The organism is Companilactobacillus sp. FL22-1, assembly GCF_043951805.1.
GTDB lineage: Bacteria > Bacillota > Bacilli > Lactobacillales > Lactobacillaceae > Companilactobacillus.
In genome coordinates, this window is record NZ_JBINJY010000004.1 from 115698 (window position 1) to 138934 (window position 23237).

At 38.4% G+C, this 23237-nt stretch carries 23 protein-coding genes; all 23 read right to left on the reverse strand.

Annotation, left to right across the window (positions count from 1 at the left end; translation table 11 throughout):
- Positions 1–73: 73 nt before the first annotated feature.
- The 23 genes from ACG72T_RS04505 to ftsL all read right to left on the reverse strand — a co-directional run bounded on the left by ACG72T_RS04505 (position 74) and on the right by ftsL (position 23222).
- Positions 74–2467, reverse strand: coding sequence for an ATP-dependent RecD-like DNA helicase (locus ACG72T_RS04505; protein ID WP_395264886.1), 2394 nt, complete (start codon positions 2465–2467; stop codon positions 74–76).
- The gene (locus ACG72T_RS04510) at positions 2454–3119 is read right to left on the reverse strand and encodes a tetratricopeptide repeat protein (protein WP_395264887.1); all 666 of its coding nucleotides are present in this window, start codon (positions 3117–3119) and stop codon (positions 2454–2456) included. Before ACG72T_RS04510 ends, ACG72T_RS04505 begins: the two co-directional genes overlap by 14 nt.
- A gap of 7 nt (positions 3120–3126) precedes the next feature.
- Complete coding sequence (locus ACG72T_RS04515) at positions 3127–3777, reverse strand: histidine phosphatase family protein (protein ID WP_395264889.1); 651 nt, start codon at positions 3775–3777, stop codon at positions 3127–3129.
- Between the two features lie 205 nt (positions 3778–3982).
- Complete coding sequence (gene mnmA, locus ACG72T_RS04520; RefSeq protein ID WP_395264891.1) at positions 3983–5101, reverse strand: tRNA 2-thiouridine(34) synthase MnmA; 1119 nt, start codon at positions 5099–5101, stop codon at positions 3983–3985.
- Positions 5102–5114: 13 nt separating this feature from the next.
- A complete protein-coding gene (locus tag ACG72T_RS04525; RefSeq protein WP_395264893.1) occupies positions 5115–5450 on the reverse strand; it encodes a hypothetical protein in 336 nt (111 codons plus the stop codon).
- A gap of 55 nt (positions 5451–5505) precedes the next feature.
- Positions 5506–6654 carry a cysteine desulfurase family protein gene (locus ACG72T_RS04530; RefSeq protein WP_395264895.1) on the reverse strand — a complete coding sequence of 383 codons (1149 nt, stop codon included), beginning with the start codon at positions 6652–6654 and terminating at the stop codon, positions 5506–5508.
- A gap of 12 nt (positions 6655–6666) precedes the next feature.
- A complete protein-coding gene (locus ACG72T_RS04535) occupies positions 6667–7356 on the reverse strand; it encodes a 5'-methylthioadenosine/adenosylhomocysteine nucleosidase (RefSeq protein ID WP_395264897.1) in 690 nt (229 codons plus the stop codon).
- A 10-nt stretch (positions 7357–7366) separates the two neighbouring features.
- Positions 7367–7660, reverse strand: a complete 294-nt coding sequence (locus ACG72T_RS04540; protein WP_395264899.1) for a hypothetical protein — start codon at positions 7658–7660, stop codon at positions 7367–7369.
- Positions 7650–8231 carry an NUDIX hydrolase gene (locus tag ACG72T_RS04545; protein WP_395264901.1) on the reverse strand — a complete coding sequence of 194 codons (582 nt, stop codon included), beginning with the start codon at positions 8229–8231 and terminating at the stop codon, positions 7650–7652. The genes ACG72T_RS04540 and ACG72T_RS04545 overlap by 11 nt, the downstream gene beginning before the upstream one ends.
- 107 nt (positions 8232–8338) lie before the next feature.
- Positions 8339–8575: a cold-shock protein gene (locus ACG72T_RS04550; protein WP_395264903.1), complete on the reverse strand. Its 237-nt coding sequence runs from the start codon at positions 8573–8575 to the stop codon at positions 8339–8341.
- Positions 8568–11345, reverse strand: a complete 2778-nt coding sequence (gene ileS, locus ACG72T_RS04555) for an isoleucine--tRNA ligase (RefSeq protein WP_395264905.1) — start codon at positions 11343–11345, stop codon at positions 8568–8570. Before ileS ends, ACG72T_RS04550 begins: the two co-directional genes overlap by 8 nt.
- A 176-nt stretch (positions 11346–11521) precedes the next feature.
- Positions 11522–12262 (reverse strand): DivIVA domain-containing protein, encoded by a 741-nt coding sequence (locus ACG72T_RS04560; protein ID WP_395264907.1) that lies wholly within the window; start codon positions 12260–12262, stop codon positions 11522–11524.
- Positions 12263–12277: 15 nt separating this feature from the next.
- Positions 12278–13072: an RNA-binding protein gene (locus ACG72T_RS04565; protein WP_395264909.1), complete on the reverse strand. Its 795-nt coding sequence runs from the start codon at positions 13070–13072 to the stop codon at positions 12278–12280.
- Between the two features lie 2 nt (positions 13073–13074).
- Entirely contained in the window at positions 13075–13341 is a 267-nt protein-coding gene (locus tag ACG72T_RS04570; protein ID WP_395264911.1) for a YggT family protein, read from the reverse strand.
- Positions 13342–13355: 14 nt separating this feature from the next.
- Positions 13356–13769, reverse strand: a complete 414-nt coding sequence (locus ACG72T_RS04575) for a cell division protein SepF (protein WP_395264913.1) — start codon at positions 13767–13769, stop codon at positions 13356–13358.
- A gap of 14 nt (positions 13770–13783) precedes the next feature.
- Positions 13784–15028: a cell division protein FtsZ gene (gene ftsZ / locus ACG72T_RS04580; RefSeq protein ID WP_395264915.1), complete on the reverse strand. Its 1245-nt coding sequence runs from the start codon at positions 15026–15028 to the stop codon at positions 13784–13786.
- A gap of 37 nt (positions 15029–15065) precedes the next feature.
- Complete coding sequence (ftsA, locus tag ACG72T_RS04585; protein ID WP_395264917.1) at positions 15066–16424, reverse strand: cell division protein FtsA; 1359 nt, start codon at positions 16422–16424, stop codon at positions 15066–15068.
- Positions 16425–16499: 75 nt separating this feature from the next.
- Positions 16500–17195 carry a cell division protein FtsQ/DivIB gene (locus ACG72T_RS04590; RefSeq protein ID WP_395264919.1) on the reverse strand — a complete coding sequence of 232 codons (696 nt, stop codon included), beginning with the start codon at positions 17193–17195 and terminating at the stop codon, positions 16500–16502.
- 17 nt (positions 17196–17212) lie between these two features.
- Entirely contained in the window at positions 17213–18313 is a 1101-nt protein-coding gene (murG, locus tag ACG72T_RS04595; RefSeq protein ID WP_395265040.1) for an undecaprenyldiphospho-muramoylpentapeptide beta-N-acetylglucosaminyltransferase, read from the reverse strand.
- Positions 18314–18318: 5 nt separating this feature from the next.
- The gene (gene murD / locus ACG72T_RS04600) at positions 18319–19695 is read right to left on the reverse strand and encodes a UDP-N-acetylmuramoyl-L-alanine--D-glutamate ligase (protein ID WP_395264921.1); all 1377 of its coding nucleotides are present in this window, start codon (positions 19693–19695) and stop codon (positions 18319–18321) included.
- Between the two features lie 16 nt (positions 19696–19711).
- Complete coding sequence (gene mraY, locus ACG72T_RS04605) at positions 19712–20677, reverse strand: phospho-N-acetylmuramoyl-pentapeptide-transferase (protein WP_395264923.1); 966 nt, start codon at positions 20675–20677, stop codon at positions 19712–19714.
- Positions 20678–20691: 14 nt separating this feature from the next.
- Positions 20692–22860: a penicillin-binding transpeptidase domain-containing protein gene (locus ACG72T_RS04610; protein WP_395264925.1), complete on the reverse strand. Its 2169-nt coding sequence runs from the start codon at positions 22858–22860 to the stop codon at positions 20692–20694.
- The gene (gene ftsL / locus ACG72T_RS04615; protein WP_395264927.1) at positions 22857–23222 is read right to left on the reverse strand and encodes a cell division protein FtsL; all 366 of its coding nucleotides are present in this window, start codon (positions 23220–23222) and stop codon (positions 22857–22859) included. Before ftsL ends, ACG72T_RS04610 begins: the two co-directional genes overlap by 4 nt.
- Between the last annotated feature and the right edge of the window lie 15 nt (positions 23223–23237).

Consider the following 23237-nt stretch of genomic DNA (forward strand, 5'->3'; position numbering starts at 1 on the left):
AATTGATTCATATCAAAAAAAGGATTCCACTTCATCAACATGAAGCGGGATCCTTTTTCTTTAATTAACAAATTTAACTAGCCGCTGAATCAAGAAAATCATTTGGCGTAATACCATCCATCCCAATCATCGGATTGATAGCATTATTCATCACCATATCTAAAGTTAACCGATAATCTGTTTCTTGATTATCATCACTAACTTCAACAGCTTCATCCGGAGCTGCTTTTTGATTGATTTTGAAAGTTGTAAAGATTCGTTCTTTTAAAGTTGTTCGACGTTCACTCGATTGATCTCTGATTGAGCGTTCAAAAGCACTTCGATCACCAACCATGATCAGTAACCGCTTAGCTCTAGTTACAGCTGTATACAACAAATTACGACGCAACATTCGCGATTCTTCGTTCACTAAGGGTAAAATCACCATTTCAAACTCAGAACCTTGCGATTTATGAATCGAGGTACAGTAAGCCAAGGTGATATTGATCCAATCTTTGCGATTCAAAGTGACTTCATTCCCATCAAAATCAATGACTAACTTATCGACATGATCAGTATTTTCCTTTGCCAGGATGATTCCAATAATTTTACCAATTTCACCATTAAAGACGTTATCTTCTGGCGTATTAACCAAATAGACGACTTTATCATTAATTCGATACTTAGTATTGCCGACAGAAACTTCCTTGCGCTTTGGCTTCATCGGATTAACGACGTTTTGGATAACAACATTCAAGTTATCGATCCCTGCCGTTCCTCGATACATAGGAGCTAATACCTGCACATCAGCAATATCAAACCCGCGTTCACTCGATTTGTCGACGATCTGTGATAAAACATGTGGAACATCTCGGCTAGTACAACTGATAAAACTACGGTCAGCTCGATTTTGAAAAATTCCGTCCACGATAATACCTTCATTAATATCATGAGCTAATTGAATGATTGTGGAATCTTCATCTTGACGGTGAATATTCTTTAGAATAGTCGTTGGAAAAGCTTGACTATTGATCAAGTCAGCGAAAACTTGACCAGGGCCAACTGATGGCAGCTGATCACGATCACCTACTAAAACTATTTGCGTACCCGGTTGAACTGCAGATATCAAAATCTTAAACAATTGTGTGTCGACCATCGACATCTCATCAATGATCAGCAGTTTGCAATCCAAACTCGGTTCAGCGAACTCATCATCCTCTGTACCAGTCAGTCCCAACAAGCGATGAATCGTTTTAGCTGGTAGGCCAGTAGCCTCTCCCATGTGCTTCGCCGCCCGACCAGTTGGTGCTGCTAAAGCTATGGCAAAATCCTCTGAACTGGGATCTAAGGTCACGTCATTTAACTTTGCATACGCTGAGACTATCGCATTGATAATCGTCGTTTTCCCAGTACCGGGTCCACCTGTCAACAGAAAGATCGGCGAATTCAAAGAATGTTCGATGGCTTGTCGTTGCGAGTCATCATATTCAACTTTGAAATTACGTTCAATTTTATCTAATTGCTTCTTTAAATCCTTTTGTTGCCAAGGAACACCCTTAAAACTGTCCGTGATCATCTTTAAGGATTGAGCAATCGACCACTCGCTATCAGCAAGGTCCTTTTGATAAATCTTGCCATCTTCAACCGTTAAAACACCATCTTTAACTAGGTTTCTTAATCCTGCCAGTAATTTATTCTGTAAATCAGGCCCACTACCAGCTCTTAAAACACCACTGACTCGCTTGATCAATTCTTGTCCATCAACGTAAGTATCGCCTGTTTCATTGATCAAAAGACTGACCATTTGAATCAAAGCACCCTTGATTCGACGGGGATCATCGCCTGTGATTCCTAATCTTTTTGCTAACTCATCCGCCCGCTTAAAACCGACACCTTTAACATCGATCACTAACTGATAAGGATCTTCTGTTAATTTATCGATTGTTTGCGCACCGTACTTTTGATAAATACGCGCACTTAGAGTTGGTCCAAAGCCGTAATTATTCAACTGATACAAAACTTGTTCTGTTTGGTGATTACTGGAAATTTGTTCGATGATCGTCTGTGTTTTTTCTTCGCCAAGTTTCAAGAAGTCCAACGCATGCGGATCTTGCAAGATTTTATCAATCGCATTCTCGCCTAATTCGTCGACAATCTTTTCAGCTTTTTTCTTACCAATGCCAGGAAATTCATCACTCGAGAAAAACTTGACTAACTCTTTGCGGCCACTGGGACGACTGCGTTTGTATGAAGTAGCCTTGAATTGCTTACCGTACTTCGGATGATCAACGATCTCACCTTCAAAACGATACTCTTCTTCCTCGACGATTTCGCCAAAACTACCAGTAACTACGATGTCGCCAGCGTCCCAATCAGTATTGGTCTTTTTAACTTTGATCGTAAAAATTTTGAACAAGTTATCGGGATTTTCAAAAAAGATGGCTTTGACAGTGCCTAAGAAATAAGGCTTTTCGTTACTTTCCGTCATCGCTATCTCCTTGCTCGATAAATTTTTGTAAATCAGCTAGCTTTTTTTCATTCTTCAAGTAGTAATTCTCATCTAATTCTCTCGATTTCTTCAGAAAGACTTGGTAATCTTGATCGAGATTCATGGCACACAGAGCCATATTGAAGTAATATTTGGCTTCTGGCTTGATTTTATTAGCATCCTGATAAAATCTAAGTGACTCTTGAAAGTTACCGTTAGCCAGCAATAAATCAGCTAGTAATTCATTTGCTTGTTGATCCTTCGGCGACTTTTCTACAGCGGTCAAAGCATACATGATTGCTTTTTGCTTTTGACCTTGCTGATCCAAGGTTTTTGCCATCATAAAATAAGCTTCGAAAGCATAATTATCATCGATCAAATTTTGAAAGATTTCATTAGCCTTATCGAACTTATCGGCCAAGTAATAAACATTGCCAAGGTTATAGAGTAAATCTTGATTATCTTTGAACATTTCCAAAGAACGGGCTAAAAGTTCTTCAGCTTGTTCCAAATCTCCTGCTTGCACTAAGTAAGTAGATAATTGTAAAATTTCTGGCAATTGTTTGGGATTCTTGTTCAAATCAGCGACGATCAATTTAATAGCCGCTTCTTTGTCACCTTGATTAAATAACTCTTCTGCTTGCTTATTCATAACTACCTCAAATAGTATCTGAACTTTCCATCTTCTTGTTCAAATAACTTGTTTCATTCCATTTAATTAAACTAAATTCATCATTTTCATACCGAAGGTGAGTCAAACTGGTATTGGACAGTCCGCCATTTTTCCGAACGTCGGCAATCTTGGTTCCTAGAAGAGACTGAATCATAGTTACTAAAGCAGCACCATGACTTACAATCACTAGATTGCTGTCGGCTTTATTTGCAGCGACGATTTTTTTGACGGCACGAGTTGTGCGATCAGCAACTTTTTCAAAGGATTCTCCCCGAATCAAACCATAGTCATAGTCCCGTGGTTGATGCCGAAAAGCATAGATGACTTCAGGCATTTCGGTTTCTAATTCGGAAAACTTTCGACCTTCCATGATTCCTAAATCAAATTCACGTAAATCACGCACAATTGTTAAGGGAATTGGACGATTCAAGTCTTTAATCAAAGTTTTAGCAGTCGTCTTAGCGCGCTGCAAAGGACTGGAATACATGTTATCGATTGGAATATCCTCTAACCTTTTAGCTAAAAGACCGATATCATGCAAACTTTCCGGCAACAGTGGTGAATCGCCATGTCCACCTTGATATTTTCCTTCTAAGTTCCATTCAGTTTTCCCGTGTCTCACAAAATACAATTCCATTTTTCTCACCTTACAAAGTTAGTTAATATAATTATGAGTTTTTTGGAAAGTTTTTTCAAGTTCTGCCTCAGCTTTTCGGAAAATTATCGATCGACTTAACGAAAAAGACTAATCACATCCCCAAGTGTTCTCACTTGAGCTGTAATTAGTCTTTATTTTTTTAACGATTAATTAGACAATACCAAATTACGGCAATGCTAATTCTCTAGATATATTGTAACTTCTTTTCAGCCATGTATGCGGCATCGATTGTTGCGCCACCTAGACACTCTTCGCCATCATAGAAGACAACTTCTTGTCCCGGTGTGATAGCACGAACTGGATTATCAAACTCGACATTTACCTTACCATCACCCAAGACGTGGACTGTCACGCCTGTATCTTGTTGACGATATCTAAACTTAGCTGTGGCATGGAATGTATCACCATAATCTAAGCCGGTGATGAATGACAAGTCTGAAGCATCAAGATGATCGGCATATAATGCTGGGTTGTCATAGCCCTGGTCAACATAAAGAATGTTCTTTGACATATCCTTACCAACTACGAACCATGGCTCGTTTGACTTACCATTGCCACCGATTCCAAGCCCTGATCTTTGACCGATCGTGTAGTACATCAAACCAGCATGCTTACCCTTAACCACACCATCTGGTGTCATCATTGTTCCGGCTTGGGCTGGCAAAAACTCGCTTAAAAACTGACGGAAGTTTCTCTCACCAATGAAACATACACCGGTTGAATCCTTCTTCTTAGCAGTTGCTAAACCTGCCTCTTCAGCAATTCGACGAACTTCTGACTTTTGCATACCACCGATTGGGAACAAAGCCTTTTGTAATTGATGCTGTTGAACTGTACTTAAGAAATAAGTTTGATCCTTATTAGCATCGCCACCACGCAAAAGATGAACTACTCCGTTATCATCACGGAATGTTTGGGCATAATGACCCATAGCAATGTAGTCAGCATTCAACTTGTCAGCATAGTCTAAAAAGGCCTTGAACTTAACCTCTTTGTTACACATAACATCAGGGTTAGGAGTTCTTCCTTTACGATATTCTGCTAGGAAGTATTCGAATACGCGGTCCCAATACTCCTTTTCAAAGTTGACTGAATAGTAAGGAATACCAATCTTATTGGCAACCTTTGCTACATCCTCATAATCCTCAGTGGCAGTACATACACCGGAGTCATCAGAATCATCCCAATTCTTCATAAATACTCCGATAACCTCATAGCCTTGTTGTTTCAAAAGAAGTGCACTAACTGACGAGTCAACGCCACCACTCATACCTACTACAACACGCTTCTTCTTATTATCCATTTGAAAACCTCATTTATTTAACTAATACATTTTTTTCTTTCAAAAAGTTCATTAAGTATCGGTAGTCACTTACTTCTGCTTCAGTGTCCTTGATCTTGAACATATTGATATTATGCAATCCAGACTTATCTGTAATTGCTAATTTTAAACTGCTTAAATCTTTGTCAACAGTAGCTCGTAAATAATAACGAGCTTCGTATGGAGATGATCCATTGATTGGATGAACCAAACGAAAACTACCTTTGTTTGATTCCATGAAACCTGCATCTAACAACGAATATTTTTTTATTTCTGGGTTCAATTGATAAACTTCTTGATCCCCTGTTACTTGAGCTTGTAATTTAGTCATTTTTATCATCCCTTATAAGAAATTTCCACTTAATTATAAGTTTGAATAAAAAGGCCTAATTAGTCAAGTCTGAAACGATTTCAACTAGCTTATTAGTAAATTTAACAACTTCTTCTTCTGTGTTATCTTTACCGAAACTAATTCGGACAGAATCGTTGATCTTAGGGCTGTCTGCACCAAACATAGCTACCAAAACATGTGATGGTTCAAGACTACCAGCGGTACATGCTGAGCCACCAGAAATTGCAAATCCTTCCAGATCTAATCGAGTCAATAAGACTCCACGATCAACTCCTGGCAAATATAAGTTTAAGACATGATTTAACGCATGTTGATCATTTGGTCCATTGATCCCAAAGTCAATCTTTTTTGATTGTAAAATCTTTTGGATAGTTTGTTTAAATCCAAAATAACGTTCTTGACGAGCTTTCTTTTCTGCGGGAGTAATCAATTGGACGGCTTTGGCAAAACCAGCGATTGCGGGAACATTTTCTGTTCCGGCCCGACGTTTAGTTTCTTGGTCGCCACCTTTGATAAAGGATGGAATATGAATCGCTCCATTGATATAAAGAAAGCCAATAAATTTAGGTCCATTGATCTTGTGAGCCGACGTTGATAATAAATCAATATGTTCTGCTTTAACATCAATATCTTCCATTCCATAAGCTTGAACCGCATCAGTATGGAAAAAGGCTTGATGGTCTTTCAACAACTCCCCAATCTGTTTGATGGGATTTAAAGAACCAACCTCGTTATTGCCATACATGACTGATACCAAAATCGTATCATCACGCAAGGCTGCTTGAACTTGTTCGACCGTAACCTCGCCTCTTTCATTAGGTTTCAAATAAGTTACTTCAAAACCCAATGTTTCCAAATAGGCCATTGGTTTTAATACTGCTTCATGTTCGATGGCAGTAGTAATAATATGTTTACCTAGTTGCTGTCTAGATAAAGCTGTTTCAATCACCGCTGTATTATCACTTTCAGTCCCGCCACTAGTAAAGACAATTTCAGAGTCTTTAGCATTGAGACTTTGCGCAATCGTATGACGACTTTCGTCGAGAACTTTACGAGCTTGACGACCAAAATAATTGGTTGCCGAAGCATTACCAAAGTTATTGGCCATTTGGTCATGAATTACATCGACTACAGGTGTAGCCATTGGTGTCGTAGCAGCATTATCTAAATAAATAAATGCCACAATAAATCCCCTCTATTCTTGGTCTAAAAAGTTCAGTAACATCGTTACTGATTTGCGTCCGGCTTGTAAAACAAATTCGTCAAAATTAACACTAGCATTTTCGTCTCCAACATCACTCATTGAACGAATTACCACGAATGGTGTCTTGAATTGAGCACAGACTTGAGCCACAGCTGCGCCCTCCATTTCAGATGCTAAAGCATCTGGGAACGACTTTTTAATTGTAGCAATTTTTTCTTTTGAGTCAACAAATTGGTCTCCGGTGACGATCAAACCTACTTTTGTCGTCAAACCAGTGCGCTTAGCTGCGGCAGCAATTGCCTGTACATAATCAGTATCAGCGTTGAAATAAAGCTCTTGTTGAGGTAATTGTCCCACGGCATAGCCAAAGCCAGTTGCATCGACATCGTGATAAGCCAATTTATCAGAAATAACTACATCACCAATCTGAAGTCCTTCACCAATACCACCGGCGGAACCACTATTGATCACAAAGTCTGGTTGATAACGGTCATTAATAATCGTTGTGGTCATTCCAGCTTGCACTTTACCGATACCACTTTGAGCTAGATAAACTTGATGGTTCTTATACGTACCAATCGTGATATCGACTCCGGCAACTGATTCTTTTGTCACATCAGTTAGTGATTCTTTCATTAATTTAATTTCTTCTTCCATAGGTACAATTACGCCAATTTTCATACTTTACTCCTTAAATATAAAATAATATTAAAAACACCAAAATAATTAAACCGAATACTGTAATGATGGCAATATTCAATTTCTTCTTCAATTTATTGGTCTTAACTTCAAATTCTTCAAGATTTTCTTGTAGTTGAACTTCGGGATGTTGCTGTTGGTACTCATTTTCAGCCCGCTGTTGTTCGTGTTCACGGATCCGTTGTTGTTGCTGTTCAATTTGATCAGCTCGGACAACGGTCTGTGGTTGTTTTGCAGCTGATGACTTGGTCTTTGAATTAAAGAAATCTTTTATTTTAGAGAACATTGTTTCTTTCCTTTGCTTTCAATAGTTCCCAATAAGTAATCGCATAGATTGTTTTGGAATCGCAGATAACGCCTGCTTCAATTTGTGCCTTGGCCTGATCAAGCGTCAAAGTCTCAACATTCAAAAATTCATCCGGATCCAGAGGACGTTTAAACTCGATTTTCTTTAGATCAGTTGCCTTAAAGACCGTCAACTTTTCGTTTGAATAACCGGGACTAGCAAAAAAGGCGGTAACTTTTTCCAACTTATCAGTCGTCATCCCTAACTCTTCGTCCATTTCCCGGAGCGCAACTTCTTCTAAATCGCTGCCTTCATCAGGATCGATTTTCCCAGCAGGTATTTCCAAAGTTTCTTGTTCAAGTGGTGTCCGCCATTGTCTAACAAAGATCATCTTGTCATCTTTGGTAAAGGGAATAATTGCCACTGCGCCGTGGTGTTCAACGACTTCACGAATATCTGGAATTCCGTTTGGTAAAACAACTTGTTCCACGTCAACGTTAAAAATTTTGCCACCAAACATTCTCTTTTTAGCAACGACTTCTTCGTAATATCTTGAATCTTCTTTTTCCATTACTTAACCTTCTTGCTTCATTTTATTGGAAATTAATTAATAGAGCCAATGGAGATATTTTACCAGATATTGAATTAACTACAACCGGACCAAAGAAAAAGAAAGCACTAATCTGTGCTTTCTTCGTCTTTGATATTAATATTAACAGCTTGTGGTCCCTTATAGCCAGGAGCAATTTCAAAAGTTACTTCCAGCCCATCTTTAATATAATAGTCATCTCGATTAAGAATCGAATCAGCGAAGAAGAAAACATCTTCCTCACCATTATTGATAAAACCAAAGCCACGATTATTATTAAATCTTACAATTTTTCCGGTAAACATTGCGTCACCTATCCTATTCATCAAAACCAGCTGTCATTGTCTCTGGATATTCTTCTGAAACAATTTTAGCACATCTAGCACAGAATGTTGGATAATGTTGATCACTGCCAACATCAGTCTTGATCATTCGACATCTTTGACAAACATCGCCATCGGCTTTTTCAACTAGAACATCGGCTAATTCATACTTATCGGCTGAAGCAAGTTCATCAGCAGTCAATTCAAATTGAGAAACGATCAATAATTGACCGAAGTTACTATCGATCTTGTCCAAGACGGCTTTCAATTCAGCACTTGGTTTAACTGTAACTTTTGCTTCAAGTGACTTACCAATCAATTTATCAGCACGGGCAACTTCAAGTGACTTCAAGACATTGTCTCTAAAGTTCATGAAGATCGTCCAATCTTTTTCAATTTCTGCTTGATCAGAGATTTCTTCAACCTTAGGCATTTCGGCTAATTGAACAAAATCTTCTGGTTCTTTCAAGTATTCCCAAACTTGTTCCATTGTATGTGGCAAGATTGGTGTCAAAAGTTTAGCTAATTTAACTGCAACATCGTAAATCACAGTTTGCATTGAACGACGAGCATGGGAATCTTCGGCATCAATATAAACAACGTCTTTAGCGAAGTCCAAGTAGAAAGTTGACATTTCATTAACGATGAAACTAACAACTGACTTAGCCACATCAGCAAAGTCGTACTTGTCATAGTCAGCCAAAACTTCTTTAACTAAGTCATTCAACTTAACCTTGATGTACTTATCTTCTGGACGAAGGTCATCATAAGCGACAGCATTAGTCTTAGGGTCAAAGTCGGTTGTATTGGCCAACATGAATCTGATCGTATTTCTGATCTTACGATAAGTTTCAGATACTTGCTTAAATGAATCAACTGAAACAGAAACATCGGAACTAGCATCAACTGAAGCAACCCAGAGACGAATAATTTCGGCCCCAAATTGTCTTTCGATATCGCTAGGTGCAATAACATTACCCAATGATTTACTCATCTTAACGCCGTTCTTATCAAGCGTGAAGCCTTGTGACAAGATAGCTTTGTAAGGAGCGACTCCATAAGCAGCAACTGAAGTTACTAACATTGAGTTGAACCAACCACGATATTGGTCAGAACCTTCCAAAATTAAGTCAGCTGGGAAAGTTAAGTTATCACGAGTTCTAGCTACACCTGAGTGGACTGTCCCTGAGTCGAACCAAACATCCAAAATATCAGTTTCTTTAGTAAATTTACCATTGGGACTACCTGGATAAGTGAAGCCTTCTGGGAGCAAGTCCTTAGCATCACGTTCAGCCCAAACATTGGAACCATATTTACCAAATAAGTCAGCAACATGATCGATTGTTTCTTTAGTCATGATTGGGTCGCCATTTTCAGCATAGAAAATTGGTAGTGGTACACCCCAAGCACGTTGTCTAGAAATAACCCAATCGCCACGGTCGCGGATCATATTATAGAGACGAGTTTTACCCCAATCAGGCATAAAGTCGATCTTTTCAATCTCATCAAGAATCTGTTGTCTAAACTTATCAATTGAAGCAAACCATTGTGGAGTTGCTCGGAAAATAACTGGCTTCTTAGTTCTCCAATCATGTGGGTAACTGTGAGTGAAGAAACTCAACTTCAACAAGGAACCATTTTCCTTCATTCGTTCACTAATGAGCTTGTTAGCATCATCATAGAAGACACCTTCATATTCAGGGACTTCGTCAGTAAATCTACCTTGAGCATCGATTGGTGAGAAAATTGGTAATTTATATTTCATACCGACAACAAAGTCATCAGCACCAAATCCAGGAGCTGTATGAACTAAACCAGTACCATCATCCAAAGTAACGTGGTTACCAAGGATCAAGAGTGATTCACGATCATATAGCGGATGAGTAGCTGTTAAGCCTTCGAGGTCACGGCCCTGGATAGTCTTTAGAACTTCAACTTTTTCCCAACCTAATTGTTCTTGAACGTATTGTAATCTTTCTTGAGCGACAACATATTTCTTACCATCGGCTTCAACTTCGGCGTAAATAAACTTAGGATTGACACAGATAGCCTCGTTTGAAGGAATCGTCCATGGAGTTGTTGTCCAAATAATAAAGGATGCATCTTGATCTACGACACCTTTGCCATCACGAACTTTGAAAGCTACAAAGATTGATGGTGACTTGATATCTTTATATTCCACTTCAGCTTCAGCCAAAGTAGACTCAGAAGATGGAGACCAGTAAACAGGTTTTTTACCACGGTAAATGTAACCTTTATCAACCATTTCACCAAAAACTTCGATTTCAGCTTTTTCAAATTCTGGTTGGTAAGTAACGTATGGGTGATCCCAGTCGGCAGAAATTCCGAGACGCTTGAAACCAGCCATTTGTTTCTTGATTTCACCTTGAGCAAACTCGTAACATAACTTACGATAGTCTGACAAGCTCATTTCCTTACGTTTAACGCCTTTTTTAGCTAGTTGTTGTTCAATTGGCAAACCGTGAGTATCCCAGCCAGGCACATAAGGTGCGCGGAAACCATTCATTGACTTGTAACGAACGATAATATCCTTTGAGATTTTATTTAGAGCATGTCCCATGTGGATATCACCATTGGCAAATGGAGGTCCATCTAGTAATTCAAAAGTTGGCTTACCTTCGTTTAATTTTTGACGTTGTTCATAAAGCTTATTTTCTTCCCAGGCTTTTTGCCATTCTGCTTCTTTAGTTGGCAGACTGCCTCGCATTGGGAACTTAGTTTTACCCAAGTTTAAAGTATCTTTGACTTTCATTCTTTCACCCCTTCTAAAAATAAAAAGAACCCATCCAATTTAGGACGAGTTCTCGCTATACCACCTATTGGTAAATCAAATAAATTGTTTAAGAGCTGATATACTAAGCATCACTTTTACTAGTCTCACACCAACACTAGCTCGCTGAAAAAGTTTCCTGCAAAGCACTTATTCTCTTATTTTTTCTCCGAATCATCAGGCTGATCATCTTTGAAATTGAACGTTGGTTCATTTTGTTGATGATTAATCGTATAAGATTCATCAGGCTGATCATCCTGCATGTTGTTATTATAATTCATTTGCTGAGAATTGAAAACCGAATTCTGGTCATTTTCATAATCTTGTTGATTATCGGCTTGATAATTCTGGTCAGCGTTGACTGATTGATCGCCCACTTGTTTTTTCAACTGGTCAGTAGAAGTACTGTCATTAAGCTTCGACCACTCATCGTTGTCGACCATATCAAGCTGTTGTTTCAACATACCTTGCAAACCTTGACGGAAAGAGTTGACACTGCGTTTCAAGTTATCAGTTTCAATTGTTACCTGTCGTGCCCGATCAGAGGCATCTTGCAAAATTTGATTTGATTTTTCCGTCGATTGATTCAATAAATCGCGAGCTTTCTTTTGGGACTCTTCGATAATAATCTGAGCCTCTTGTTCCGATTCGCTCTTAACCTTTTCTGCTGCTTCTTGAGCAACTAAAATCGATTGATTTAAAGCATCTTTCATGTCGGTAAAGTACTTCAATTGATCAGAAGTCTCTTTTAATTGTTTTTCTAACTCGGCATTTTTTTGAAGAGCCAAATTATAATCCTGGGCTGCCTGTTTTAAAAAGCTATCTACTTGGTCGCGGTCATAGCCTCGAAATTTACTATCAAATTCTTTATCATGTATTTCTACTGGTGATAATACCATAACTTCACGCCCCTACTATTTCTTAATTATATTAACTGAGAGGATATACTTGTTGTTCTTTGACCGTCCCAAGATATCATTGATCCTGATTCGTCCAAAACCTCTTACACTCAGTGTATCAGTCATCGTGATAAATGAGCTAGCATTTTTATTGACGACCCAATTTATTTGAACTTTACCGTGATCAACTAACGCTTTGGCACTCTGTCTTGAGAGGTCATAAACATCAGCGATAATCGTGTCCAAACGTAATGATTGCACGGAGATGTTCTCATCGGTTGATTCGTCTTTGGGCAGCAATAATTCATCAAAACGCTTTTCAATCAGATGAATCTTGTACGGACCAATCTTTTTAACTTGCTCTTCAATAAAATCGCTCATTGACTTGAACACAAAAAATTGCCAATTTTCGCCATCGGTAATAATGTCTCCAAAACGATCACGTTCGACACCTGATCCAGTTAATGAGCCCAATATTTGTCCATGATGCAAATTAGCAAATTTCTCTGGATAACGAATCTCAAACATCTCAATTTCAAAATCCGCATCTTTAGGGACAAAATAGTCAGGAGCAATTATACCCCTGACTCTTTCTGCACCTTCATAGCCGCCAAAGTAATGAACGAACAAATCATCATACTTATTGATCAAGCTATTCAGGATAGTCTGTTCACGGAGATTCAAAAAATCAGTGAGTTGTGGAGTGTACATTGTTTGGGCCTTTAATAAAATGCCACTTATCTTATCAATGAACATTTTTTCTTCTGGACGGAAAAATCCTCCACCCATAATTGTTTTTTTATCATCCATAATTATATTATTAAAAATACCGCTTTCTGCAATAATTGAATTAAGATAATCGCAATTATTGGAGAAAAATCGAACAGGCCTAATGTTGTTGGTATGACCCGTCTGATTAGATTTAAGAATGGATCCACCATCGCAGAGATGAACCTTCCAAATCCCGAGTTATAAAGGGAAGGTATAAAAGACATCAAGCAATATATCAAGATGATCATTTCATACACTTGGAAAGCTAAACTAACGATAAATGGAAATCCACTAAAAATTCGATCCATATCTTTCCTCGACTTTATTCATTTATATCCGGTATACTTCCATCGATTTCAAACTTTGGTGGAGTGCAAAGAAAGATTTTTTCTCCAACACGTTTTATTTCACCATTCAAAGCAAAGATAGTACCTGTTAAAAAGTCGACGATTCTCTTTGATTGTTCATCATTGACATTATTAAAATTAACAACTACAGCCTTATTGTTTAGCAATTGTTTTGCAATCACCTTGGCGTCTGAATAGACTCTAGGTTGGTAGATAGCAATCTTGCTACTGGCCTTTACTCTATCGCTTGCTGTATTCATTGATACTACCTTTTCATTATTTGAATAGTTTGACTGAGATTGTTCAGCTTTAACATCAGTAGTTGCATTTTCTGAATAATCTTCATCGTCATTAATACCAAAAAAACTGCCTAATTTTTCAAATGCCATAGATATGTCTCCTTTTATTTATTATTACGACGTTTAAAAATTGGAGGTGTAGAATCGTCGTCATCGCCGTTCAAATCAATTGTTTCTGGCTTTTGGAAGATTTCAAAATCGCCCTTTTCTCCAGAGACATCAGTTGACTTAGAGGCATCGCGATTAATATCCCAAGCAGCTAAAGGATCGTTTGATGGCTTAGGTTGAGCAGCTCTTGTTTTCTCTTCACTAGCTGGCTCTTTGGTTTGGTCATTATTTAAAGTTGCTTGACGGTTATTCAAAGGACGTCTAGTTGTTTCACGCTTTTTATCTTCACTTTCAACACCTGTAGCAATAACTGTAACCTTAACTTGATCTCCTAGCGTATCGTCGATAGAAGTACCGAAGATAATATTAACATCTGAGGTAGCTTGTTCGGAAACAATTTGCGCTGCATCTTGAGCTTCAAACAATGACAAGTCAGGGCCACCAGTAATGTTAAGCAAGACTTGTTTGGCACCATCGATTGAAACTTCAAGCAATGGTGACGAGATAGCCTTCTTAGTTGCTTCAGAAATTCTATTTTCACCGTTAGCTTGACCGATACCCATCAAAGCTGAACCTTGATCAGACATAACGGTCTTAACATCAGCAAAATCCAAGTTAACAAAACCAGGTGAAGTAATCAAGTCAGAAATACTTTGAACACCTTGACGCAAAACGTCATCAGCAATACTGAAGGCTTCGTTCATAGGAGTCTTCTTATCGACAATTTCCAAAAGTTTGCTGTTTGAGATCAATACTAAAGTATCGACATCCTTTTTCAGTTCAGTGATTCCATCAGCTGCAAAACGTGAACGTTTTGAACCTTCAAAAGCAAATGGTCTCGTAACAACGCCGACAGTCAAAGCGCCGCTTTCTTTAGCAATATTAGCTACGATAGGAGCAGCACCTGTTCCGGTACCACCACCCATTCCGGCTGTAACGAAGATCATATCTGCTCCTTCAAGAGCTTCTTTGATAGCTTCTTCACTTTCTTGGGCTGCTTTTTGTCCAACTTCAGGGTTTGAACCGGCACCTAATCCACGTGTAAGTTTAGGTCCTAATTGGATCTTTGTTTCAGCATTTGAACTTTCTAGAGCTTGTACATCAGTATTAGCAGCGATGAATTGCACACCTTTGATTCCTGCTTCTACCATTCGATTGACAGCATTGCCACCGGCACCGCCGACACCAATAACTTTGATTACCGCTCCCTTATTTTGCGTAGAGTCTAAAGTATATTCCATTAAGGAGTTCCTCCTATAAATCGTTTATTATTTATTATTAATCAAAAAATCTGCTCCAAAAGTCCTTGAACTTCGACGATTTTTTACCATTATCAGCTTGTGCAGCCGCTGTTTGAGCAGGCTGTTCAACTTTTCTGGAAGCCTTAGTTTTCACTGGTTTCGATTGAGGCTTAGGCTGTGGTTGTTCAGAAACGGTTTGAGCTTGTGGTTGATAATCACTATTTTCAACCGTTGCACCGTTCACAACATTATCAGCAATCACTCCAATATCATTCAATCTTGAAGCGTAGGTAACCAAACCTAGCCCCAATGAATATGATGGATAACGCATTCCCATTTGCGTTGGTACATAGCTTCTTACCTTAACATCAAAGATTTTTTTAGCTAAATCTTCAACATTTGGCGTTGCAGCTACACCACCAGTTAGGACAATCCCACCTGGCAATGACAATGCACCAGCATCTTCAAGTGGCGCTTGTAATCTAGTAAAAATTTGATTAAGTCGTGCTTCGATAATTTCAGACAAATATTCTTCTGAAACCATTGTTGGTTCATTTTTGCCCACTACTTCAACAGAAATGTTTTCATCTTGCGACGCTTTATCAGGTGCCGCATTTCCATAATAAAGCTTCAACTGGTTAGCGTTCTCAACCGTAGTATTCAAAACGACCGAGATATCATGAGTTACATAGTCGCCACCTTCGAAATCGACTGTTGAAAGCTTTAAGTTATGGTCATGAACAACGGAAGCGGTCGTTTGACCAGCTCCCATATCAATAATCACTGCACCAAAATCACTTTCACCGTCATTCAAGACGACTTGACTCAATGCCATTGGAGAAATAACCTTATGGATAATATTCAAGCCAGCCTTTTGGATGGCCTTCTTTGTATTATGAACGATCGTTTTAGGTGCCGTATAGAGAATTCCAGACATCTCCAAACGCACGCCGATCATTCCACGTGGGTCCCGAATATTATTGAACCCATCAACTGAAAATTGCTTTGGTATTAGAGAAACAACTTCTCTTTCACTAGGTAAGTTTTGCACCATCGCTGCCGACATAACTTGTCTGACATCATTTTCATTAATTTCTTTTGATTGAGATCCAACCGCAATCATACCTCGGCATTTCTCAATCTGTAACATATTTGCTGATATTCCAACAACTACGTCGCGGATGGAAATGTTTGCTTGTGTTTCAGCCTTTTTGACAGCTCTTCTAATCGCATTCGCCGCTTTATCGATATCCACTATAACGCCACGACTTACACCCTCAGATCGTTCGCTACCAACGCCGACGATACTCAATCGTTCCTCAGACGCCTCAGCAACCACAACCTTGATTGAATTTGTGCCAATATCAAGACCTACAAAAAATTCAGAATTGTCCATTAATTGTGGGAACCTCCCTTACCTAGAAAAATCTATTCACTAAAAAATTTTAACACAAAAATGATTATATTAAACCTATTTCTTGTCTTTAAAAGGATAAGAATAGGCACCGATCTCTAAATCTATAACGCCCTTTTTTTTCATTTGTGACGCTATGCCAGGATAATATTTCAATTTTGACTTGACAGTCCTCATATCAGCGATAACTTTATTACCATCATTCATATCAATTTTGATCCGATATGGGTTCATTTTAGTTGGTGAATTATAGAATTCAGAAACGTTAGTTTGAACGCTGCTTGGTAATTTTGCATAGATTTTCGCCATCTGCTGAAGCCGTTTTTGATGAAAGCCAGAATAGATCGGATAATTACCAATTGGAGAAGCTAATTTTTGATTTATGACTTGTCCGTCATTGATGATCCGATAATAGCCACCATTCTTATTGATAAATCCTAAAGTTTGGTGCTCTTGCACTTTAATAGTCAAATCTCGCATATTTCTAGTATTAATTGAGACCGACTTGACAGAAGGCAACTTCTTTTCTGTCTGTTGTGCAATCGAACGATGATGCAATAAGACATCGATTAAAACCGAATTTTCATTGATCTTGGTCGCATCAATAACTTGTTGAGCACCCAAGTCATTGACGCCTTTGACGGTAATATTTCTGACCTTGCTCAAAGGCGACCCAAAATATGCAATAACAACTATCACGAAAACGATAATAAAAATTAGGACATTTTTATTTAATCTCAGTCTTTTTTTCAATATTATTAATCCTCGTATTACTTGTTTACTAGTCCCGTCAAAACCTTGATCAAACGATCAGCGGCATCTGGAACGCCGATTTTTTTCGAATTCTCTGACATCTTTTGGCGCAGACTTGCGTCACTCATGATCTTATTGACCGCTTCAAATAGCGTGTCAGCGTTGAGTTCTGATTCGGGAATCAGCTCGGCCGCATCAACCTTAGAAACCGACATAGCATTCTTAGTTTGATGGTCATGCGTTACATAAGGACTAGGAACAAAAATTGCTGGAATTCCTAAAGCAGTGATCTCAGCGATACTTGTGGCACCGCTACGACCGACAATCAGTTCAATGTCTGGTAAAATCTCTGGCATATTATCAATATATGGCATTACCGAGATATTTTCACTATCTAAGACTGATTTATTTATTAACTTAATAACATTGTCATAATGTACCCGTCCTGTAACAAACAAGACTTGATAGTCAGCTTTAGTAAAACGTTCCAAACTATTGATTGTGGCCTCATTGATTGGTTTTGCACCCCGTGATCCGCCAAAAATCATCACCGTTGGTTTATCAGCCGCTAAGTTGAACTCTTTTAAACGGTCATTAGGAGCAATATCGACAACCTCTTGTGCGCGGGGATTACCAGTAAAGACGATCTTTTGCTTCTGTTTAAATTGATCCGCTGCCTCGGTAAAGGCAATCGCAATCTTGTCAACAAAGTTAGCTAAAAACTTATTTGTGACACCAGCAATGGTATTTTGTTCATGAATGACCGTTGGTAGATGCATCGTATGAGCTGCATAAACAACTGCACTCGATACATAGCCACCTGTACCGATAACAATATCAGGTTGAAATTCTTTAATGATTTTTTTGGACTTATGAATGCTTGATAAAAATAAAGAGACGGTTTTGACATTTTCCAAGGTCAGTTTACGTTTAAAACCTTGAATTTCAATCGTTTTAAAAGCTATCCCGGCATTCTTGACTATTTTGCTCTCTAAGCCCTTCTCGGTCCCCACGTAAAGAACATCCTCAATCAAATCTCTTTGCTGTAGACGCTTGATTAGAGCCATTGCGGGATAAATATGTCCTCCAGTACCACCACCAGATACAATTATGCGCATTTTTGTCATTTATTGATTTCTCCCTTTAATGTTTCAACCTCTTGAATGAATTGGTCACCACGTTCTTCAAAGGTATGGAATTGGTCCCAACTGGCTGCCGCAGGCGATAATAAGATCACATCCCCTTCGTCACTTTGTTTGAAGGCTTCGGGGACAGCTTGCGTTAAATTATCAACCTTAACGATATTATTGACGTCAGCCTTTTGAGCTGATTCGATCACTTTATCAGCTGTTTGACCATAAACGACCAAATTATGAACCTTTCCTTTCAAAGCAGGAATCAATTCATCGAAACCATTACCACGATCTAAGCCACCTGCAATCAATGTGATTGGAGTCTTAAAGGCTGTCAAAGCAACAATTGTAGCTTCGACATTAGTTGCCTTAGAATCGTTATAGAACTTGTGGGTGCCAAATGTATCAACGTATTGAATTCGGTGCTTAACACCTCTAAAGGACGACAAGACTTCAATAATGTCTTCATTCTTAACTTCAAACAACTTGGCTACCGTTATAGCAGCGAGAGCATTTTGAACATTGTGTTCACCGGGGATTTGAATTTGGTCAGCTTTCATGATGGCCTCACCGTTACAATAAAGCACATCATCTTTAACATAGGCACCGTTATCTAAAACTTGATTATCGGAAAATGGTAAGATCTGGGCATTTGATTCCTTAGCTAAATCACGCCATTCTTGGGTATTGTAATTAACTACGAAGTAATCATCCTTAGTTTGATTCTTAGTAATATGCATCTTAGCTTTGATGTAATTTGCTCTATTTTTGTGAAAATCCAAATGAGTGGAATAAATATTATTCAAAACCGCGACATGAGGATGTAATGCAATCGTTCCCTCTAATTGAAAACTGGAGAGTTCAGTTACGACCACGTCATCTTTGGTAGCTTTTTGAATAACATCTGAAATAGGAATTCCGATATTACCAGCATAGTATGAATTCTTGAACTTTGGCGAATGCTTCAACATCAATTGAATTAACGTCGTCACGGTAGTCTTACCATTAGTACCAGTCACACCAACCATCGTGGCATCTGAAAAGCTATAAGCGATTTCAGGTTCAGTAATCACGGGGATTTTAAGACTTTCAGCGCGTTGAACTAATTCATTGGAATAGAAGATTCCTGGATTCTTGACCAAATAATCAAATGATCCATCAATCAAATTAGCGTCGTTACTACCGGTAATAACTTTGAAACCATCATCAATCAAAGCCTGAGCTTCGGTATTGTTGTCCAAAGGATTGGAGTCGACGACTGTCACTTTGGCACCTTTACTTTTCAAAAGCTTAGCAACTGCAAAACCACTCTTGGCTAAACCTAAAACTAAGATTTTTTTGTTTGAATAATTACTCTCTGTTTTCATTGCTTCTAATTACTTCCTATGCGAATAAAATTAAATAAATTGCTGAACAGATAATTCCTACAGTCCAAAAGACGATGTCGATCTTCCATTCAGACCAGCCCATCATTTCAAAATGATGATGAATTGGTGTCATCTTGAAGATTCGACGGTGAAATACTTTGAAAGAAAAGACTTGCAACATAACACTCAAAGTTTCAACGACGTAAACTAGACCAATCAATAAAAGTGACCAGTAGTGTCCTAGTAAAATGGAAATTGCTGCTAAGCCAGCTCCTAAAGCTAATGATCCCACATCACCCATGAAAATCTTAGCTGGTTTGTGATTGTAAACAAGAAAAGCTAACAAAGCACCTACGACTGAGAAACAGACGATAGCAAGATCGAAACGGCTCTGATTTAAAGCCATAATCCCGTATGTTGCATAAGAAATTGCTCCGAGTCCGCCGAGCAGACCATCTAAGCCATCAGTCAAGTTGGTAGCATTTGAAAAGCCAACTAGCCAGAAGATAGTGAATAAAGCAAAGATAACTACTGAATCAATTGACACTAACCCAGGAATCGTAAAGTTCATTGGCAGTTGATCGTTGTTATAGACGTACAAGAAAATTATCCCAACGATAACTTGCAAGAGAGCTTTTTGATAAGCTCGTAATCCTAAATTACGTTTTTTGAAAACTTTAATGAAGTCATCGATAAATCCAATGCAACCGTATAAAACAATTACAAAGGTCGTAATTAACAATGAATGCGTCAACTGTCCTTGCCAAGCACCAACCCACAAGTTAGTGATCAAGACAGCGATTAAAACTAAAAGTCCTCCCATCGTTGGCGTACCGGACTTTTTTTCATGCCACTTTGGACCTTCCTCACGAATGGTCTGTCCCTCTTTGTGTCTAACTAAATAGATGATCAGAAACGGCATTAAAAAAGCAACGATTGCAAATGAGCTGACTATGTCGAAAATAATATGACTTAATTCCATGAAAATCCCCTTAATTATTTATTTTTCAATGTAACTATAATTTTACCACTCCCGTTTATGACATGACCAGACTTGATAGACTGTTTCACAACATATCCGTCACCTTTTGTCGTAACTTGCTTCCCAGTGATCTCAGCAAACTTCAAAACATCATTCTTCGACCAACCGGAGAGATCTGGCATGGTCATAGCCCCATTAGTCAAAAGAACGATTCTTTGACCAGGCATGACTTTTTCACCACTGGCAGGTAATTGTTGCACGATCTTATTACCAGTACCGATTATTCCGGACTGTAATTTCAAATCTTTAATTTGACTTAAAGTATCGTCAGTCGATTTATCTAAGAAACTTGGAATGCTGACATATTGATTGCCGACATCCGTCGTATTGCTGGCAGCATTTTCTTGACTGACTAATCGTGTAACTAATGGATTGAAAATCTCCGACAAAATCTTTTCTGGCGCTTCGGTCATCTTTTGTGGTTGTTTCATCGTTACATAAACAATGTACTTGGGATTATTGTATGGCACCATCCCAGCAACTGAAAAAATATAATTATTTGAACCAGTTAAATATCCACCTGATGGTGAGGCAATTTGAGCAGTACCGGTCTTGACACCAACTTTGACACCCGGAACATTGTAAACAATTCCGGTACCATAATTTTTAGTAACTACTTGTCGCATAGCTTTTTGAACTTGCTTAGCTGTGCTAGCTTTGATCGGTTGACCAACGACTTCACGTTTATACTTCTGAGTCGTTTTACCAGTGTTCGGATCAACTACCTTTTGAATGATCTGTGGTTTAATCATCTTGCCGCCGTTAGCAATCGCTGAAAAAGCCTGCAACATTTGAATACTGTTGACATTAACACTCTGTCCAAATGAGGTCATTGCTTGATCACTGACGTGACTATATGAAATACTGCCTGCCACTTCACCAGGTAATTCAATCCCCGTTTTCTGACCGATATGGAATCGTTTCATATACTCCATCCAAGTTTTCGCGCCCATCTCCTGTTCCAATTTGACCATTCCGACATTGGAAGAGCGGGTAAAGGCTTGTGACAAAGGAATATATCCCCAACCGGCTGTATTCCAATCACCAATCGTACGGCCGCCAACCTCGACAGTTCCTGATTTATACAATTGATTAGGATTGTAATTGCCGGAATCAATTGAGGCAGAAAGAGTCAATATCTTCATGACTGAACCAGGTTCGAATTGATCTTCAACCAAAGTATCCCGCCAACTGTCAGTCAAGCCCTTACCGGTCGTTGGATTAAACGTTGGACGCTGTGTAGCAGCCTTGATTTCTCCAGTTTTGGCATTCATTACTAAAATCTGTAGATCTTTAGGAGCGTATTTTTCATCAATCGTTTGGGCCAAGATCTCAGTATATTGCTGCAAACGACTGTCCAAAGTTAAATAAACATCGGAACCATCAGACGAATTTTTCTCGATCACTTGTGAATTTGGCAATTCATTACCGCTATTATCAACTTTAGTAATCTTTTTACCATTGACTCCCGTTAGTAATTTATTGAAATACTTTTCAATACCCATCACGCCATTAAGATTGCTCTGATCTTTATTTGTCGCATCCGATTTAGTGATTCCAACTAAATTAGTTGCAAAAACTCCATTAGGATATGCCCGTGAAGGAAACTCTTCAAAATGGATTCCCGGTATTTTTTTTGCGGCAATTTTTTTCTTGATCTCGATTGACAAACCTCGACCGGATTGTCCAAATTCAACTTGATATTGTTTCTTATTCTGTGGTGTCAAATATTTGATGATTTGTTTCTTCGAAAGCGGTAAATATTTGCTCAATTCTTGAGCAGTTTTTTCTTTGTCAGAAACATAGTCTTTTTTGCCATCTATAGTTTTTGACTTGTGGGAAAGGATTGCATAAATATTATAAATTGTTGAATCACCAGCGATTAAATCGCCATTCGTATCTAAAATCTCACCACGTTTGGCATTGACATTATTAACTTGCTCGTATTTTAATTTAGTCTTTTCTACCAAATTTACCCCATCGTATTGCTTACTCGTTGAGATATAAGCAAATCTTTGGAGAAAAAGGATAAAAGAAAAGGCAGTCGCAATCAAAATAAATATCCCAACAACATAATGATTGCGTCTAGCCTTATTTTTAAATAATTTCCTGAACTTACTCATTTTGAAATATTCCTTACATTGTTGTCATCCATTTTCAAATTATGTTCTTTAGCAAAAGAAGATAAACGATCAAAACTTGTTAATCCGGAAATTTCTTGTCTTAAATTAACATTGCTTGTATTTGTTTTTGAAATTTGTGTCGTTAGACTATCCAACGTATTTTGAGAAGAAGTCATTGAGACTTTGATACTCACTAGAGTGACCATCAAAGCCAGAGCTACTAACCCAATACCAACTAATGAAAAGGCCTCAAATTTTGACAAGGCAACACTACTAGTCCTTGGACTCGCCTGAACTTTAGGCTCTGCTTGGACCTCTGTTTGATATTCTTGTAAATTTCTTGCTGTACTTTCTTCTCTCATATTCTTAATTCTCCA

What these genes read in the sequence shown, in the direction of transcription:
- ACG72T_RS04505 (WP_395264886.1), bottom strand. Translation starts at nt 2,467, where the DNA reads ATGACGGAAAGTAACGAAAAGCCTTATTTCTTAGGCACTGTCAAAGCC.
- ACG72T_RS04510 (WP_395264887.1), bottom strand. Translation starts at nt 3,119, where the DNA reads ATGAATAAGCAAGCAGAAGAGTTATTTAATCAAGGTGACAAAGAAGCG.
- ACG72T_RS04515 (WP_395264889.1), bottom strand. Translation starts at nt 3,777, where the DNA reads ATGGAATTGTATTTTGTGAGACACGGGAAAACTGAATGGAACTTAGAA.
- mnmA (WP_395264891.1), bottom strand. Translation starts at nt 5,101, where the DNA reads ATGGATAATAAGAAGAAGCGTGTTGTAGTAGGTATGAGTGGTGGCGTT.
- ACG72T_RS04525 (WP_395264893.1), bottom strand. Translation starts at nt 5,450, where the DNA reads ATGACTAAATTACAAGCTCAAGTAACAGGGGATCAAGAAGTTTATCAA.
- ACG72T_RS04535 (WP_395264897.1), bottom strand. Translation starts at nt 7,356, where the DNA reads ATGAAAATTGGCGTAATTGTACCTATGGAAGAAGAAATTAAATTAATG.
- ACG72T_RS04540 (WP_395264899.1), bottom strand. Translation starts at nt 7,660, where the DNA reads ATGTTCTCTAAAATAAAAGATTTCTTTAATTCAAAGACCAAGTCATCA.
- ACG72T_RS04545 (WP_395264901.1), bottom strand. Translation starts at nt 8,231, where the DNA reads ATGGAAAAAGAAGATTCAAGATATTACGAAGAAGTCGTTGCTAAAAAG.
- ACG72T_RS04550 (WP_395264903.1), bottom strand. Translation starts at nt 8,575, where the DNA reads ATGAATAGGATAGGTGACGCAATGTTTACCGGAAAAATTGTAAGATTT.
- ileS (WP_395264905.1), bottom strand. Translation starts at nt 11,345, where the DNA reads ATGAAAGTCAAAGATACTTTAAACTTGGGTAAAACTAAGTTCCCAATG.
- ACG72T_RS04560 (WP_395264907.1), bottom strand. Translation starts at nt 12,262, where the DNA reads ATGGTATTATCACCAGTAGAAATACATGATAAAGAATTTGATAGTAAA.
- ACG72T_RS04565 (WP_395264909.1), bottom strand. Translation starts at nt 13,072, where the DNA reads ATGGATGATAAAAAAACAATTATGGGTGGAGGATTTTTCCGTCCAGAA.
- ACG72T_RS04570 (WP_395264911.1), bottom strand. Translation starts at nt 13,341, where the DNA reads ATGGATCGAATTTTTAGTGGATTTCCATTTATCGTTAGTTTAGCTTTC.
- ACG72T_RS04575 (WP_395264913.1), bottom strand. Translation starts at nt 13,769, where the DNA reads ATGGCATTTGAAAAATTAGGCAGTTTTTTTGGTATTAATGACGATGAA.
- ftsZ (WP_395264915.1), bottom strand. Translation starts at nt 15,028, where the DNA reads ATGGAATATACTTTAGACTCTACGCAAAATAAGGGAGCGGTAATCAAA.
- ftsA (WP_395264917.1), bottom strand. Translation starts at nt 16,424, where the DNA reads ATGGACAATTCTGAATTTTTTGTAGGTCTTGATATTGGCACAAATTCA.
- murG (WP_395265040.1), bottom strand. Translation starts at nt 18,313, where the DNA reads ATGCGCATAATTGTATCTGGTGGTGGTACTGGAGGACATATTTATCCC.
- murD (WP_395264921.1), bottom strand. Translation starts at nt 19,695, where the DNA reads ATGAAAACAGAGAGTAATTATTCAAACAAAAAAATCTTAGTTTTAGGT.
- mraY (WP_395264923.1), bottom strand. Translation starts at nt 20,677, where the DNA reads ATGGAATTAAGTCATATTATTTTCGACATAGTCAGCTCATTTGCAATC.
- ACG72T_RS04610 (WP_395264925.1), bottom strand. Translation starts at nt 22,860, where the DNA reads ATGAGTAAGTTCAGGAAATTATTTAAAAATAAGGCTAGACGCAATCAT.
- ftsL (WP_395264927.1), bottom strand. Translation starts at nt 23,222, where the DNA reads ATGAGAGAAGAAAGTACAGCAAGAAATTTACAAGAATATCAAACAGAG.